We start from the raw sequence: 16,810 nt of genomic DNA, 5'->3' as shown, positions 1-16,810 counted from the left end.
CGCTGTACCTGTGGGAGCGGCTTTAGCCGCGAACACCGGCATAGCCGGTGCCAGGCACCGCAGCGCCTGCTTCGCGGGCAAGCCTGCTCCCACAGAGATAACAGTTCCCTACGCGATCTCCTATGGAACAACACGTAACTCAGCACTTGAGTTGTGCCGCTGGCGACACGCAGGAACATTGATCCACGGCATTGGTTCGCGAATACCCTGTGCTAGAAATATGCCAGTCAGTAGGCGTCACCGGGGCTGCTACGCAGCCCATCGCCGGCAAGCCGGCTCCCACGGATACAGCGCAGGCTCAGGGAATGCACGCGCCCTGTGGAAGCCGGCTTGCCGGCGAAAGGTCGCAGAGCGGCCCCCTTTCGCTTGACTGGCAAGCATCAGGCCAATGGCTGCTTACAAGGATGAGCACGCCTCCACTCATGCGCACATACCGCGCAGGATCAACCCCCTCAACAAGGACGTTATATGAAGATCGTCGGACTTTCCGCAATACTGCCGTCACGCCAAGTCACCAACCAGGACGTCATCGACCTGGTCGAACAACACTCCAGGGACACCTTCCAGGAGGACTTGCCGAAAACCTTGAAGACCATCGGCAAGTTGCTGGAAAAAAGCGGCAGCGACACCCGCCATTGGCTGGCGGCTGACGAGACGCCGATGGCACTGATGGAAGCAGCGTTCGACGCGGCGCTGGCCCAGGCCAATATCAGCAAGGCCGACCTGGACCTGCTGATCTATCCCAACGTTACCCGCGGCTTTATCGAGCCGGCCAACAGTACCTTCATCGCCAAGGCGCTGGGCCTGAACTGCCGCAACTTCGATGTGGTCGATGCCTGCAACGGCTGGGTGACGGCCATGGACGTCATCAACAGCAAGATGCAAGCCGGTGAAATCCGCTACGCCGCCATCGTCAACATGGAGTTCGGCATGTCGGAAGGCGGGCCGGTGATGCCCAAGAATTTCTCGCTGCAGTCGCCAGCCGAACTGGCCTACAAGTTCCCGAGCTTTACCATTGGCGAGGCCGCTGTCGTCACCATCCTGAGTAACGAGGCACCGGGGAACTTCAAGTTCTCCTATATCAACCGACCTGACCTGAGTGACTTGTCGACGATCTCCTTGCCGGACTGGAAGCTGTTCTGCAACGAGGCCGATATCGCCAAGATCGAACCGACCGGTGGCCAGTACCAGTTCAACTCCTATGCCGCCGCCTTGCACGAAGACGGGCGCAACGAAGCTATAAAAGTCTTCAACATGCAAAACCTCACCGCGGACGACGTGCACAAAGTGTTCATCCATACCGGCTCGCCAAAGATGTGGGAACACATTGGCCAGATGATTGGCGTCGATCACAAGTTGCATCACGTCGGGCACAAGACCGGCAACATCATTACCGCGTCGATCCCCTTCGGCATCTTTGATGCCATGAGCCGCGGCGAAGCCGAGCCAGGCCAGTTCTGCATGGGCTGGGCGGGCAGTGGCGGGATGGTGTTCTCGGCGCTGTCGTTTACCTTGTAGGGCTGCTCTGAAGACCTGCCGCCGTGCTGCAACGGCGGCAGGTCGCTATCCCCGCTGGCGTCACCCCAGCGTGTGCCACTCGCGCTTGTCCCGCGCCAGCAGCTCGTCGCCGGCCTCGGGGCCATCCTCCCCCGCCGCATACCCGTGCACTTCACCGCCCTCGGCCGCCCAGGCATCGAGGAACGGTTGCACCGCGCGCCAGCCGTTCTCGATGTTGTCGGCACGCTGGAACAGGGTCTGGTCGCCGGTGAGGCAGTCGTAGATCAGCGTCTCGTAACCGGTCGCCGGGGTCATCTTGAAGAAGTCCTTGTAGGCGAAGCCCATCTCGACATTCTCCATCACCAGCTCCGGCCCCGGGCGCTTGGCCTGCAGGTCGAACCACATGCCCTCGTTGGGCTGGATCTGGATCTTCAGGTAGTTCGGCTTGGGCCGCTCCAGCTCGCTTTCGCGAAACTGCGCGTAGGGCGCCGGCTTGAAGCAGATGGCGATCTCGGTGTCGCGCACGCTCATGCGCTTGCCGGTGCGCAGGTAGAACGGCACCCCGGCCCAGCGCCAGTTGTCGATCATCACCTTGAGGGCGACGTAGGTCTCGGTCTGGCTGTGCGCGGCGACGTTGGCCTCCTCGCGGTAGCCGGGCAACTGCTTGCGGCCCTGCTTGCCGGCGCTGTACTGGCCACGCACGGAATTGCGCAGGGCCATCTTCTGCGACCAGGGGCGGATGGCGCCGATCACCTTGGCCTTTTCACCGCGCACGGCGTCGGCGCCGAAGGCCGCCGGTGGCTCCATGGCGACCATGGCCAGCAGCTGGAACAGGTGGTTGGGCACCATGTCGCGCAGGGCGCCGGTGTTGTCGTAAAACGCCCCGCGCGTCTCGACGCCGACGGTCTCGGCGGCGGTGATCTGCACGTGGTCGATGTAATGATTGTTCCAGAACGATTCGAACAGGCCGTTGGAGAAACGGCTGACCAGGATGTTCTGGACGGTCTCCTTGCCCAGGTAATGGTCGATGCGAAAGATTTGCCGCTCGTTCATCACCTTGAGCAGGCGGGCGTTGAGCGCCTCGGCGCTGGCCAGGTCAGTGCCGAAGGGCTTTTCCACCACCACCCGGCGAAAGCCTCCGCCCGACTCGTCGAGCAGGCCGGCATCGCCCAGCCGCTGGGCCACCTCGGGGAAGAAGCGTGGCGAGGTGGCCAGGTAGAAGATGGCGTTGCCGTGGCGCGTCTTGTCGATGCGCCGGGCCAGGGCCTGGTAAGTCTGCGGATCGAGGAAATCGCCGGTCTGGTAGTCCAGGCGCTTGGCCAGGCGTGCCCAGAGCTTCTCGTCCAGGCACTTGCCGGCGTCGCGCTCGGCCATGAAGGCATGCAGGCGCTCGGCGAACGCCTCGGCCGTGGCGGCGTTGTGGTCGACCCCGACGATGCGCATGTTGCGATCGAGCAGGCCGTCACGGCTGAGGTTGTACAGCGCCGGCATCAGCAGGCGCTTGACCAGGTCGCCGCTGGCGCCGAACAGGAACAGGGTGCAGGGCGGCGCAGCGGGGATGGTCGATTTGCTCATTCAGTCCTTCTTCTTCTCGACGTGGCCGCCAAAGCCCAGGCGCATGGCGGAGAGGATCTTGTCACCGTAGGTGCCCTGCTGTTGACGCGAGCGGAAGCGGGCGAACAGCGCGCTGGACAGCACCGGCACCGGCACCGCCTGCTCGACGGCGGCGTCGATGGTCCAGCGGCCTTCGCCACTGTCGGACACCGAACCGCTGAATTCGGTCAGCTGCGGGTCGGCGACCAGCGCGTCGGCGGTCAGGTCCAGCAGCCAGGAGGTGACCACGCTGCCACGGCGCCACACTTCGGCGATCTCGGCGACGTTGAGGTCGAAGCGCTGGTCTTCCGGCAATTCCGGGCCGCCCTTGCTGCGCAGCAGGTCGAAGCCTTCGGCGTAGGCCTGCATCAGGCCGTACTCGATGCCGTTGTGCACCATCTTCACGTAGTGGCCGGCACCGGGCGGGCCGGCGTGGATGTAGCCGTGCTCGGCGCGCTCATGCTCGCCGCTGCGGCCCTGGGTGCGCGGAATGTCGCCGACGCCCGGGGCAAGGGCCTTGAACAGCGGTTCCAGGCGCTCGAACACGGCCTTCTCGCCGCCGATCATCATGCAGTAGCCACGGTCCAGGCCCCACACGCCGCCGGAGGTGCCGACGTCGAGGTAGTGCAGGCCACGCTTGCCCAGCTCGGCGGCGCGGCGCACGTCGTCCTTGTAGAAGGTGTTGCCGCCATCGATGATGGCGTCGCCCGGCTTGAGCAGGTCGGCCAGCTGGGCGATGGTCTGCTCGGTGATTTCGCCCGCCGGCAGCATGACCCACACGGCCCGTGGCGCCTCGAGCTTATCCACTAGTTCTTTCAGGGTATCGGCGCCCACCGCACCTTCGCCTTCCAGGGTGGTGATGGCTTCGCGGTTGCGATCGTGGACCACAGTGCTGTGACCTGCGCGCATCAGGCGCCTTGCGATATTGCCGCCCATGCGGCCAAGCCCGATGATTCCCAGTTGCATGTGACGACGCTCCCGTTGGTTTTGCTTTACAACAATTGACGATTTCAGATTAGTCCAGCGTTCTGGCGTAGGGTTCACCGACGAACGGGGCGACAACGATAAACAAAAAAGTTCCCAAGGGCCTGCGAAGAATTCAGAATGCGCGCCGCGCGAAGCGACTACGCTTCAAATTGTCACCAGCCATGCGAGGTGTGCCATGGGTACCCTGATGCCAGCCACTCCCACCCAGACCCTCTACGTCACCGTGCGCCGCGACGAGCTGCGCCAGTTGAAGGACGAACGTGACCAGCTGCGCCAGCAGGTTGCCCAGCTGAACCTGCTGCTGGAACAGGCCCGCGTGCAAGGCAAGGCCGCCGGTCTCTGATTCACCCTTCCCGTGTGGGAGCGCCCTGGCTCCCACCCTCTCGCTGACGCCCTTTCCTGTTGCCGTATCGCGCCCGTCGCGGGTCGAACCCGTTGCGTTGCGCTGCGACCCTCATATTTTGCAACAACTCGCCAACGTTTGCGCGGACAAACGCCCTCGAGAAAAATGACCAACGGGTCACTTTTCTCGCATTTCGTCTCCTACACTCCAGTTTCGGCCCGCGTTTTGCTCATAAAAAAGTGACGTAAAAAAGTCGAACTTTGCAGAACACGGGCAGGTCAGGACTTAAGTGGGCCGACGCAAAAGGACTTCCTCACGTCAGGCCCGCCCACCCCAACCAGTTCATACGTCTTTCGGCCGGAATGCCGAACGTGCCGTGCCTGCGCGCACGTATCTGGGGCAAGGACCGCACTACGAAGATGCAACAACGATCAGAGAGCACACCCACGAGCCAACGTTAAGCACACACCAGAACAAGGGACGGAGAGAAGTATGATCAGTGCCGCTGTCGAACCTCACGTAGAGTCATTCAACCCGGATAGCCGCGAGCCGCTGCCATCGGCGCTCGCCCCGACAGTCAAGGCACCCGGCGCCCAGCGCCAGCACAATCCGAACAAGCGCAAGATCCTGTTCGTCACCTCGGAGATCGCCGACCTGGTCAAGACCGGCGGCCTGGGCGACGTGTCCTCCGCCCTGCCCCGCGCCCTGGCGCACCTGCACGACGTGCGGGTGCTGATCCCCGGTTACCGCCAGGTGATGGAAAGCGACAACCCCATCCATATCGTCGGCGAACTGGGCGGCCATGCGGCCCTGCCACCGTGCAAGATCGGGCGCATGGACCTGGCCGACGGCCTGGTGATCTACGTGCTGATCTGCCCCGAGCTGTACCAGCGCGACGGCACGCCCTACGGCGCCAACAACGGCCGCGACTGGCCCGACAACCATATCCGCTTCGCCCGCCTGGGCCTGGCGGCGGCGGAAATCGCCGCCGGCGAAGGCATGGCCCACTGGCGCCCCGACCTGGTGCACGCCCACGACTGGCCGGCCGGGCTGGCCCCGGCCTACATGCACTGGCGCGGCCTGAGCACGCCGACCCTGTTCACCATCCACAACCTGGCCTACCAGGGCGTGTACAGCCGCGGCTGCAGCCCGGAGCTGGCGATCCCCGACCACGCCATGCAGCAGGAAGGCATGGAGTTCTACGGCAAGCTGTCGTTCCTCAAGGCCGGGCTGGCCTACTCCAGCCACATCACCACGGTCAGCGCCACCTACGCCCGTGAGATCACCACCCCCGAGTTCGGCTGCGGCCTGGACGGTTTCCTTGCCAGCAAGGCCCAACAAGGGCTGCTCGGCGGCATCCCCAACGGCATCGACGAAAGCTGGGACGCGGCCACCGACCAGCACCTGCACCACAACTTCAGCCTCAACGACTGGGCCGGCAAGGCGCGCAACGCCCAGCAGGTGCGTGAGCTGTTCGAACTGGAGCCGTCGGACGGGCCGCTGTTCGCCGTAGTGTCGCGGCTGGTCTACCAGAAAGGCCTGGACCTGACCCTGGGAGTGGCCGACTACATCGTCCAACAGGGCGGTCAGATCGCCATCATCGGCCGCGGCGAACCCGAGGAGGAACAGGCCATGCGCGAGCTGGCCCTGCGTCATCCGGGGCGTATCGGCGTGCGCATCGGCTTCAACGAGACCGACGCCCGGCGCATGTTCGCAGGCAGCGATTTCCTGCTGATGCCATCGCGCTACGAGCCCTGCGGCCTGAGCCAGATGTACGCCCAGCGCTACGGCTCGCTGCCGGTGGCGCGCAACACCGGCGGGCTGGCCGACACCATCGAGAACGGTGTAACAGGCTTTCTGTTCGACGACTCGACCGTCGACAGCTACCGCGAGGCCCTGGCCCGCGCCTTCTATGTGTACGGCAAGAAGAACCTGCTGAACGCCATGCGCTGCCTGTCGATGACCCAGCCGTTCAACTGGTGCCAGGCGGTGGAGCCCTATGCACGCCTATACGAGGACTTGGTCAAGCAGGCGCGGCACGTCCACTACTGAGCGGAGAGCTGGCGATGCACAAGCATGGCGCACAGTTGATGGACGCCACGTCGGCGCGCTTCGCCCTCTGGGCGCCGGATGCGCGCAGCGTGAGCGTGGAACTGGAGCATCAGCCGGCGATCGAGCTGTTGCCCGACGGTGACGGCTGGTACACCGGCGTGGCCCCGTGCCGGGCCGGTGACCGTTACCACTACCGTATCGACGGTGCACTGAAGGTGGCCGACCCGGCCTCGCGCTACCAGCCCGATGGCGTACAGGGGCCAAGCCAGGTGGTGGATGTGGCCAGCTACGCCTGGCGACACCCCTGGCAAGGCCTCCCCTGGCACGAGGCGGTCATCCAGGAGCTACATGTCGGCTTGCTCGACGGCTATGTCGGGGTGGCCCGGCACCTGCCGCGTCTGGCCGAACTGGGCATCAGCGCCGTCGAACTGATGCCGCTGGGACAGTTCCCTGGCGAGCGGAACTGGGGTTACGACGGCGTGCTGCCCTATGCGCCGCAAAACACCTATGGCAGTCCCGAGCAATTGTGTGAGCTGGTCGACCAGGCACATGGCCATGGGCTGATGGTGCTGGTCGATGTGGTGTACAACCATTTTGGCCCCGACGGCAATTACCTGCAGCAGTACGCCAGCCCATTCTTTCGCGAGGATCGGCAGACTCCCTGGGGTGCAGCCATCGACTTCCGTCGCCCGCAGGTGCGCGAGTACTTCATCCAGAACGCCCTGATGTGGTTGTGCGACTACCGCTTTGATGGGCTGCGCCTGGATGCCGTGCACGCCATCGACCAGCCCGACTTCCTGATCGAGTTGGCACAAAGGGTACGCGCGGCTGTGGAGCCGGGCCGCCACGTATGGCTGGTGCTGGAAAACGAGCACAACCAGGCCGCGCTGCTGCAACAGGGCTTCGACGCGCAGTGGAACGACGACGGCCACAACGCCCTGCATGTGCTGCTGACCGGCGAGACCGAAGGCTACTACGCCGACTACAAGGAGCGGCCGATCGACCAGCTGGCCCGCTGCCTGGCCGAAGGCTTCGTGTTCCAGGGCCAGCCCGACCGCCACGGCACACCTCGGGGCGAGCCCAGCGGCCACTTGCCACCGAGCGCCTTCGTGCTGTTTTTGCAGAACCACGACCAGGTCGGCAACCGCGCCCTGGGCGAACGCCTCACCCGCCTCTGCCCGCCGCCGGCCCTGCGCGCTGCCACCGCGCTGTTGCTACTGGCGCCGATGATCCCGCTGCTGTTCATGGGTGACGACGACGGCAGCCGCGAGCCGTTCCTGTTCTTCACCGACTTTCACGATGAGCTGGCCGACGCGGTGCGTGAGGGGCGGCGCGGCGAGTTCGCCCATTTCGACGCCTTTGCCGACCCGCACAAACGCGAACAGATCCCCGACCCGAATGCCGAGGCGACCTTCACCTCGTCCCGGCCCCGGCACCAGGATGTGCTGGCCGGCTGGCACGGCCTGTACCAGCAACTGCTCGACCTGCGCCGGCGCCATATCATCGCGCACCTGCCCGGCACCCGCGCCCTCGGCGCCGAGGTGCTCGGCGACCAGGCGCTGACCGCCCGCTGGCGCCTGGGCAACGGCTGCGAGCTGCGCATCGACCTCAACCTCGCCGCCCAGCCCCAGCCGGTCGCGCTGCCCGCCCTGCAACGGCGCCTGTATGACAGCAGCGACAACGCCCACCCCGATTCGACCCTTGCCGCGCACAGCTGCGTGGTCAGCCTGCTACCCCCCGACCAGGAGACGCCATGAGCGAACAGCCCCTCCACCGCCTGGCCGCGCGGGTCGGCCTGGCCCGCGACTGGATCGACGCCAACAACCGCCCGCAGCAGGTCAGCGACGAGGCATTGCGCCGGGTGCTAGCAGGCCTCGGCTACCCGGCCGACGATGCCGCCGCCATCGCCGCCAGCCTGCGCGCCGTCGAGCAGGCCGAGGACAGCGAACACCTGCCGCCGCTGCTGACCGTCGATGTCGGCCAGCCCCTGGACCTGCAGCGCTATTTCAGCGCCGGTCGCCAGGCACATTGCACCCTGGAGGACGGCAGCCAGCGCAACCTGGCCCTGGACGCCCAGGCGCGCCTGCCGGGCGAGCTGCCATTGGGCTACCACCGCGTGGACATCGATGGCCGCAGCTTCAGCGTGGCCGTGGCGCCGCCGCGCTGCCATGCCCTGGCGGACCGCGTCGAGCAGCAACCGCCGCGCTGCTGGGGCATCGCGGCGCAGCTGTACAGCCTGCGCCGCCCCGGCGACGGCGGCTACGGCGACTGCCTGGCCCTGGAGCAACTGGCGCGCAACGCCGCCGAGCGCGGCGCCGATGCCCTGGCGATCAGCCCGATCCACGCCCTGTCGGCGTTCGACCAGCGCCACTTCAGCCCCTACTCGCCGTCCAGCCGGCTGCTGCGCAACGTGCTCTATGCCAGCCCCGGTGTCGTCTTTGGCGAGCGCGAGGTGCGCATGGCCATCGAGGCCTGCGACCTGCAGGCGACCCTCGACACGCTGGAGCAGCAGGCGCTGGTGGACTGGCCACGGGCCGCCGATGCCCGCCTGCGCCTGCTCGAGGCGCTCTACCGGCAGTTCAGCCAGGGCGAGCACCCGCTTCGCCAGGACTTCGACAGTTTCCGCGCCAGCGCCGGCGAGCAGCTGGAGCACCATTGCCGCTTCGAAGTGCTGCAGGCCGAAGCGGTCAGCACGGGCCTTGGCGCCGACTGGCGCCGCTGGCCCAAGGCCTGGCACGATCCCTATCACCCTGAGGTCGAGGCCTTCGCCAACGCCTACCCGGCGCGGGTCGAGTTCCACGCCTTCTGCCAGTGGTTGACCGAACGCAGCCTGCAACGGGCCCAGGACGCGGCGCGCGGCAACGGCATGGCGGTGGGTCTGATCGCCGACCTGGCGGTGGGGGCCGACGGCGCCGGCAGCCAGGCCTGGAGCCGCCAGGACGAACTGCTGGCCGAGCTCAAGGTCGGCGCGCCGCCGGACATCCTCAACCGCTCCGGCCAGGACTGGGGCATCTGCGCCTTCTCCCCCGAGGGCCTCAGGCGCAAAGGCTACCGCGCCTTCATCGAGATGCTGCGGGCCAACCTGGCCCATGCCGGCGGCCTGCGCATCGACCATGTGATGGGCCTGCGCCGGCTGTGGCTGATCCCCCGTGGAGCCACACCCAGCGAAGGCGCCTACCTGGACTATCCGCTGGACGACCTGCTGCGCCTGCTGGCGCTGGAGTCGGCGCGGCACCAGGCGATCATCCTCGGCGAGGACCTGGGCACCGTGCCCGAGGGCCTGCGCGAACGCCTGGCCGACAAGGCCGTGCTGGGCATGCGCGTGCTGCCGTTCGAGCAGGCCGCGCCCGGGCAGTTCAAGCCGATCCTCGACTGGCCGGACAACGCCCTGGCCACCACCGGCACCCATGACCTGGCGCCCCTGGCCGGCTGGCTGGCAGGCCGCGACATCGACTGGAGCCACCGCCTGCAACTGATCGACGCCGCCACCGAACTGCACTGGCGCCATACCCGGGCCCTGGAACGCGATGGCCTGCGCCGCACCCTGGAGCAGAACTACGGGCCACTGCGCGGCGACGACGCGCTGATCGACGCGGCGATCCGCTACATTGGCCATACCCGCGCGCCGCTGGTGCTGGTGCCGCTGGAGGACCTGCTGGGCTGCGACGAGCAGGCCAACCTGCCCGGCACCACCGAAGGCCACCCCAACTGGCGCCGGCGCTTCCAGGCGCCGGTACGCGACCTGCTCGACGACGAGGACGCCGCCCGCCGCCTGGAGCTGCTGGCCCAGGCCCGCGAACAGGCCTGGGAGCGTGATCGATGAAACCGTTGACCGCTACCCTGCGCCTGCAGCTGCACAGCGACTTCACCCTGGATGACGCGGTGCCGCTGGTGCCCTACTTCGCCCGGCTAGGCGTCAGCCATCTGTACGCTTCGCCGATCCTCACCGCCCGCGCCGGCTCCCGGCATGGCTACGACGTGGTCGACCCGACCCGGGTCAACCCGGAGCTTGGCGGCGAGGCGGCGCTCAAACGTCTGGTGGCCGCCCTGCGCCAGCACGGCATGGGGCTGATCCTCGACACCGTGTCCAACCACATGGCCGTGGGCGGCGCCGACAATCCCTGGTGGCAGAGCCTGCTGGCCTGGGGCCGGCGCAGCCCCTATGCGGAATTCTTCGATATCCAGTGGCATTCCAGTGATCCGTTGCTGGCCGGGCAGCTGTTGCTGCCGTTCCTTGGCAGCGACTACGGCGCGGCTCTGAAGAGCGGCGAAATCCCACTGACCTTCGACGCGCCACAGGGGCGTTTCGAGGTGACCCACCATGAACATCGCTTCCCGATCTGCCCGCTGGACTACGGGCGCATCCTCGGTCAGGCCGAGGACCCACGCTTGCAGGCACTGGCCGCGCACTTCAGTGCCCTCGGCGAGACCGACGACCCGCTGGCCGAGGCCCTGCCCCTGCACCGCGAACTGACCCGCCTGAGCGCTGCCGGCGCGAACCTGCAACCTGCCCTCGACGCCTTCGACAGCCGCACCGAGGCCGGCTTCAAGCGCCTTCACCTGCTGCTGGAACGCCAGACCTACCGCCTGGCCAGCTGGCGCACCGCCGCCGACGACATCAACTGGCGGCGCTTCTTCGACATCAACGAACTCGGCGGCCTGCGCGTGGAGCGCGCGGTGGTGTTCGAGGCCACCCATGCCAAGCTGTTCGAGCTGATCGAACGCGGCCTGGTGGACGGCCTGCGCATCGACCATATCGACGGCCTGGCCGACCCGCGCCGCTACTGCCGCAACCTGCGCCGCCGGGTCGACCGCTTGCTGGCGCGACGGCCACTGGATGCCGCGCTGGCACACTTCCCGATCTATGTGGAGAAGATCCTCGGCACCGACGAACACCTGCACCGTGACTGGCTCACCGACGGCACCACCGGCTACGAGTTCATGAACCAGGTGTCGCTGCTGCAGCACGATCCCGCTGGCGAGGGGCCGCTGGGCGAGCTGTGGAGCGCCGTCAGCGAGCGACCTGAATTCACCGAGGAGGTGCGCAGCGCCCGCCACCTGATGCTCAACGCCAGCCTGGCCGGCGACTGCGAGTCGGTGGCCCAGGCCCTGCTGCAGGTGGCCCGCGACGACCTGATGACCCGCGACCTCACCCTCGGCGCCATTCGCCGGGCGCTGCAGGCGCTGGTCGAGCACTACCCGGTGTATCGCACCTATATCAACGCCTGTGGCCGCCCCGCCGAGGACGAGGCGTTTTTCCAGCAGGCGCTGGCCGGGGCGCGCCAGTCGCTGGGCGAAGCCGACTGGCCGCTGCTCGAGCAGCTCGAGCGCTGGCTCGGTGGTCAACCGTGGCGCCGCCTGCCGCCGGGCCGACCGCGCAAGCACCTGCGCCATGCCTGCGTGCGCTTCCAGCAACTGACCGCGCCCAGCGCCGCCAAGGCCGTCGAGGACACCGCGTTCTATCGCTCGGCCCGCCTGCTGTCGCGCAACGACGTGGGCTTCGACGCCGAGCGTTTCAGCGCCGCGCCGACCTGGTTCCACAACGAAGCCCAGCGCCGCCTGCGCGATTTTCCCGACAACCTGCTGGCCACCGCCACCCACGATCACAAGCGCGGCGAGGACTGCCGGGCGCGGTTGGCCGTGCTCAGCGAGCACGGCCCCTGGCTGGCCAGCCGCGTCGAGCACTGGCGCGAGCTGGCCGCGCCGCTGCGCGAGGCACTGGACGATGGCGAGGCGCCCAGCCCTGGCGACGAACTGCTGCTGTTGCAGACCCTGCTCGGCAGCTGGCCGCTGACCCTCGACCTGCAGGATCCGGCGGCCCTGCGCGCCTATGCCGAACGCATCCGCCAATGGCAGCGCAAGGCCCTGCGCGAAGCCAAGCTGCGCAGCAGCTGGGCCGCGCCGAACGAACGCTACGAGCAGGCCTGCGCAGCCTATGTCGACGGCCTGCTGCTGGACGACGAGAACCAGCAACTGCGCCAGTCCCTGCACGAAGCGGCGCGCCGCCTGGCCTGCCCCGGCGCCCTGAACGGCCTGGCGCAATGCCTGCTGCGCATGACCACGCCTGGGGTGCCGGACCTGTACCAGGGCAACGAGTACTGGGACTTGTCCCTGGTCGACCCGGACAACCGCCGCCCGGTGGACTACCCTGCAAGACGCGCCAGCCTGGACGACGCCACGCCGCTGGCCGAGCTGCTCGCCCACTGGCGCGACGGCCGTGTGAAGCAAGCCCTGGTAGCCCGGGTGCTGGACGCCCGCCAGGCCCACCCCGAACTGTTCCAGCGTGGCGCCTACCTGCCGCTTGCCGTGCGCGGGCGCCATGCCGACAAGGTGCTGGCCTTCGCCCGCCTGGGCGAGGACGCCCGCGCCATCATCGTCGTACCGCGGCTGGCCAGCACCCTGCTGGGCCCGGCCGCCACCCCGTTGATCCCGGCACAGAACTGGGACGATACCCGGCTTGTCCTGCCGTTTGCCTTGTCGCCTGCCAACTGCTCGGGACTTTTCGGCGGCGGTGCTGTCACCCCTTCAAGGGAGCTGATGTTGAGCGCCGTGCTGATGGAGTTTCCAGTCAACCTGTTGATTGAACATGCCTAACTGCATTCAGGAGCGTCGAGATGAGTGTCGAAGAAAAGCGTATTCGCGAGTTTGCGTATCAGATCTGGGAGTCGGAGGGTAAGCCGGCGGGCCAGGAGGACCGTCATTGGCAGATGGCACGCAAGCTGGCCGAGGCCGAGGCATTGGCGCCAAAGGCTGCGCCGCGCAAGAAGGCGGCGGCCAAGCCGAAGGTAGCGGCGCCGGTGGAGAAACCGGTGGCAGCCAAGAAACCGCGGGCGGTGAAAAAGCCCGCTGCCGGCTGATTACTCCACTGGCCTCTTCGCGGGTAAACCCGCTCCCACAGGGGAGTTGCATGCACCTGTGGGAGCGGGTTTACCCGCGAAGAGGCCCGCATTGACACCCAGGCAACGCCCCGGACCATGAGGACCGCCATGAGCCCCCGCACCCCGAAGAAGACCCGCTCCGTCGCCCCGTCGCGCATCCGCGAAGGCCTGCCCTTTCCGCTCGGCGCCACCTGGGACGGCCTGGGGGTCAACTTCGCGCTGTTCTCGGCCAACGCCACCAAGGTCGAGCTGTGCTTGTTCGATCCCAGCGGCGAGGAGGAAATCGAGCGCATCGAGCTGCCCGAGTACACCGACGAGATCTACCACGGCTACCTGCCCGACGCCCACCCGGGCCTGGTCTACGGCTACCGTGTGCACGGCCCGTACGAGCCCGAGAACGGCCACCGCTTCAACCCCAACAAACTGCTGATCGACCCCTATGCCAAGCAGCTGGTCGGCACGCTGAAGTGGTCCGAGGCGCTGTTCGGCTACACCATCGGCCACCCCGACGCCGACCTGTCGTTCGACGAGCGCGACAGCGCGCCGTTCGTGCCCAAGTGCAAGGTCATCGACCCGGCCTTCACCTGGGGCCGCGACCAGCGCGTGTCGATCCCCTGGGAGCGCACGATCATCTACGAGGCCCACACCCGCGGCATCAGCATGCGCCACCCGGCGGTGCCCGAGCACCTGCGCGGCACCTTCGCCGGGCTTGCCAACGACGAGCTGCTGGCGCATATCAAGGAACTCGGCGTGTCGAGCATCGAGCTGCTGCCGATCCACGCCTTCGTCAACGACCAGCACCTGCTGGACAAGGGTCTGAACAACTACTGGGGCTACAACAGCATCGCCTTCTTCGCGCCCCATCCGCGCTACCTGGCCAGCGGCAAGATCGCCGAGTTCAAGGAAATGGTCGCGCACCTGCACGACGCCGGGCTCGAGGTGATCCTCGACGTGGTCTACAACCACACCGCCGAGGGCAACGAACGCGGCCCGACCCTGTCGATGCGCGGCATCGACAACGCCTCGTACTACCGCCTGATGCCCGACGACCGGCGTTTCTACATCAATGATTCGGGCACCGGCAACACCCTCGACCTGAGCCACCCCCGGGTGCTGCAACTGGTCACCGATTCGCTGCGCTACTGGGCCGGCGAGATGCACGTGGACGGCTTTCGCTTCGACCTGGCGACCATTCTCGGCCGCTATCACGACGGCTACAGCGAGCGTCACGGTTTTCTCGTCGCCTGCCGCCAGGACCCGATGCTCAGCCAGACCAAGCTGATCGCCGAACCTTGGGACTGCGGCCCGGGCGGCTACCAGGTGGGCAACTTCGCCCCCGGCTGGGCCGAGTGGAACGATCGCTTCCGCGACACCGTGCGCAGCTTCTGGAAGGGCGACGAAGGCATGCTCGCCGACTTCGCCTCGCGCATCACCGCCTCGGGCGACCTGTTCAACAACCGTGGCCGGCGTCCCTATGCCTCGGTCAACTTCGTCACCGCCCATGACGGTTTCACCCTGCGCGACCTGGTGTCGTACAACGACAAGCACAACGAGGACAACGACGAGAACAACCAGGACGGCACCAACAACAACCTGTCGTGGAACTGCGGCGTCGAAGGCCCCACCGACGACCCGGCGATCAACGCCCTGCGCATGCGCCAGATGCGCAACTACTTCGCCACCTTGCTGCTGGCCCAGGGCACGCCGATGATCGTCGCCGGCGACGAGTTCAGCCGCACCCAGCACGGCAACAACAACGCCTACTGCCAGGACAGCGAGATCGGCTGGGTGAACTGGGACCTGGATGAGGATGGCAAGGCGCTGATGGCCTTCGTCAGGCGCCTGACCCGCCTGCGCCTGGCCTACCCGATCCTGCGCCGCTCGCGCTTTCTGGTCGGCGACTACAACGAGGCGATCGGGGTCAAGGACGTCACCTGGCTGGCCCCGGATGCCAGCGAGATGACCGTCGAGCAGTGGGAGGACCCGCACGGGCGCTGCCTGGGCATGCTGATGGACGGCCGCGCCCAGGTCAGCGGCATCGCCCGGCCGGGCGCCGAGGCAACCATGCTGTTGATTGTCAACGCCTATCACGACGTGGTGCCGTTCACCCTGCCGGCGGTGCCGGAGGGCGACTACTGGAGCTGCCTGGTGGACACCGACCGACCCGAGCTGCGCAAGCCGCAGCACCTGGCGTTCGACACAGTGTTCGAGGTCAAGGGGCGGTCGTTGCTGTTGCTGGTGCTGCAGCGGGAGGAGGAGTGAACCTGCAATGGGCGTTTTCGGTCCTACACTCATGACTTTCAAGGTTTTTGCGATTTTTGGGGATGACCAGTCCAGTTCAAGATTGCCGGGGCTGCTTTGCAGCCCTTTCCGGCCGGTCCGACGCCTCGGCAAGGCCGCTCCTACAGGCGACCGCGTACCCTGTAGGAGCGGCCTTGTGCCGCGAAAGGGTCGCAAAGCGACCCCGGCAAGTCCAAGCCGGACGCCAATTATCAACACTTGAAAGGGCTGGGACCCACAAAGCCCGCTCCCACAACGTGACTTACCAGCAGGAGCCGTCGTGAGCAGTCCAGGTTTCGCCAACGTCAACCAGGCCCCGGCCGTGCATCGGGTCAAGGTGCTGACGGTCAACACCCACAAGGGCTTCACCGCCTTCAACCGGCGCTTCATCCTGCCGGAGCTGCGCGAGGCGGTGCGCAGCACCGAGGCCGACATCGTGTTCCTCCAGGAAGTGCTCGGCAGCCACGACCGCCATGCCGCGCGCTACCCCGGCTGGCCACGGACCTCGCAGTACGAGTTCCTCGCCGACAGCATGTGGAGCGACTTCGCCTACGGCCGCAACGCAGTCTACCCAGACGGCCACCACGGCAACGCGCTGCTGTCCAAGTACCCGATCATCGAGCACCGCAACCTCGACGTGTCGATCACCGGCCCCGAGCGCCGCGGCCTGCTGCACTGCGTGCTGGACCTGCCCGGGCAGCGCCAGGTGCATGCCATCTGCGTGCACCTGTCGTTGCTCGAGCGCCACCGCCAGCAACAGCTGCACCTGCTGCGCCGGCTGCTCGACGCCCTGCCCGCCAACGCCCCGGTGATCATCGCCGGCGACTTCAACGACTGGCAGCTGCGCGGCAACCACACCCTCGGGCTGCAGCACGGCCTGCACGAGGCCTTCGAGCGCCACCACGGCCTGCTGGCCCGCACCTACCCCGCGCGCCTGCCGCTGCTGCGCCTGGACCGCATCTACCTGCGCAACGCCGATAGCCACGCACCGAGAATCCTCGGCAACAAGCCCTGGACCCACCTGTCCGACCATCTGCCGCTGGCGGTAGAAGTGCGGTTGTAGCAACGATTCGGCATAGCCGCGAGGCGGTAAATCACCATTATCGATATGCGTCTTTCAAATTTACGCAAATTCAACAAGTTAAATAGTCAAACAGGCATTTTTCGATCCTTTCACGCT

11 protein-coding genes are annotated in these 16,810 nt (G+C 66.8%); 9 read left to right on the top strand and 2 right to left on the bottom strand.

Annotated features, from left to right (window positions below; all coding sequences use genetic code 11):
* Positions 1–468 precede the first annotated feature (468 nt).
* Positions 469–1,518, top strand: coding sequence for a 3-oxoacyl-[acyl-carrier-protein] synthase III C-terminal domain-containing protein (locus NMG10_RS15725; RefSeq protein ID WP_254464670.1), 1,050 nt, complete (start codon positions 469–471; stop codon positions 1,516–1,518).
* Positions 1,519–1,578: 60 nt separating this feature from the next.
* Here NMG10_RS15725 and zwf read toward each other — a convergent pair whose 3' ends face one another.
* Positions 1,579–3,072, bottom strand: a complete 1,494-nt coding sequence (gene zwf, locus NMG10_RS15720; protein ID WP_203647324.1) for a glucose-6-phosphate dehydrogenase — start codon at positions 3,070–3,072, stop codon at positions 1,579–1,581.
* On the bottom strand, positions 3,073–4,092 hold the full coding sequence (gnd, locus tag NMG10_RS15715; RefSeq protein ID WP_274235410.1) for a phosphogluconate dehydrogenase (NAD(+)-dependent, decarboxylating): 1,020 nt from the start codon (positions 4,090–4,092) through the stop codon (positions 3,073–3,075).
* A gap of 160 nt (positions 4,093–4,252) precedes the next feature.
* On the opposite strand from gnd, the gene NMG10_RS15710 reads away from it, so the two are divergent.
* The 8 genes from NMG10_RS15710 (at position 4,253) to NMG10_RS15675 (ending at position 16,693) form a co-directional block, all read left to right on the top strand.
* Positions 4,253–4,420 (top strand): DUF6026 family protein, encoded by a 168-nt coding sequence (locus tag NMG10_RS15710; protein ID WP_220037411.1) that lies wholly within the window; start codon positions 4,253–4,255, stop codon positions 4,418–4,420.
* A gap of 492 nt (positions 4,421–4,912) precedes the next feature.
* Positions 4,913–6,472 (top strand): glycogen synthase GlgA, encoded by a 1,560-nt coding sequence (glgA, locus tag NMG10_RS15705; RefSeq protein ID WP_254464668.1) that lies wholly within the window; start codon positions 4,913–4,915, stop codon positions 6,470–6,472.
* Between the two features lie 14 nt (positions 6,473–6,486).
* Positions 6,487–8,229 carry a malto-oligosyltrehalose trehalohydrolase gene (gene treZ / locus NMG10_RS15700; RefSeq protein ID WP_254464667.1) on the top strand — a complete coding sequence of 581 codons (1,743 nt, stop codon included), beginning with the start codon at positions 6,487–6,489 and terminating at the stop codon, positions 8,227–8,229.
* Positions 8,226–10,295 (top strand): 4-alpha-glucanotransferase, encoded by a 2,070-nt coding sequence (malQ, locus tag NMG10_RS15695; protein WP_254464666.1) that lies wholly within the window; start codon positions 8,226–8,228, stop codon positions 10,293–10,295. Before treZ ends, malQ begins: the two co-directional genes overlap by 4 nt.
* Positions 10,292–13,066 (top strand): malto-oligosyltrehalose synthase, encoded by a 2,775-nt coding sequence (locus tag NMG10_RS15690; protein ID WP_254464665.1) that lies wholly within the window; start codon positions 10,292–10,294, stop codon positions 13,064–13,066. Before malQ ends, NMG10_RS15690 begins: the two co-directional genes overlap by 4 nt.
* A gap of 20 nt (positions 13,067–13,086) precedes the next feature.
* Complete coding sequence (locus tag NMG10_RS15685) at positions 13,087–13,329, top strand: DUF2934 domain-containing protein (protein WP_203647330.1); 243 nt, start codon at positions 13,087–13,089, stop codon at positions 13,327–13,329.
* A 129-nt stretch (positions 13,330–13,458) separates the two neighbouring features.
* Positions 13,459–15,612: a glycogen debranching protein GlgX gene (gene glgX / locus NMG10_RS15680; protein WP_254464664.1), complete on the top strand. Its 2,154-nt coding sequence runs from the start codon at positions 13,459–13,461 to the stop codon at positions 15,610–15,612.
* 298 nt (positions 15,613–15,910) lie between these two features.
* On the top strand, positions 15,911–16,693 hold the full coding sequence (locus tag NMG10_RS15675) for an endonuclease/exonuclease/phosphatase family protein (RefSeq protein ID WP_254464663.1): 783 nt from the start codon (positions 15,911–15,913) through the stop codon (positions 16,691–16,693).
* Positions 16,694–16,810: the final 117 nt, after the last annotated feature.

Source organism: Pseudomonas sp. DVZ6 (genome assembly GCF_024259445.1).
GTDB lineage: Bacteria > Pseudomonadota > Gammaproteobacteria > Pseudomonadales > Pseudomonadaceae > Aquipseudomonas > Aquipseudomonas peradeniyensis.
This window is presented reverse-complemented; position numbering and strand designations above follow the sequence as displayed.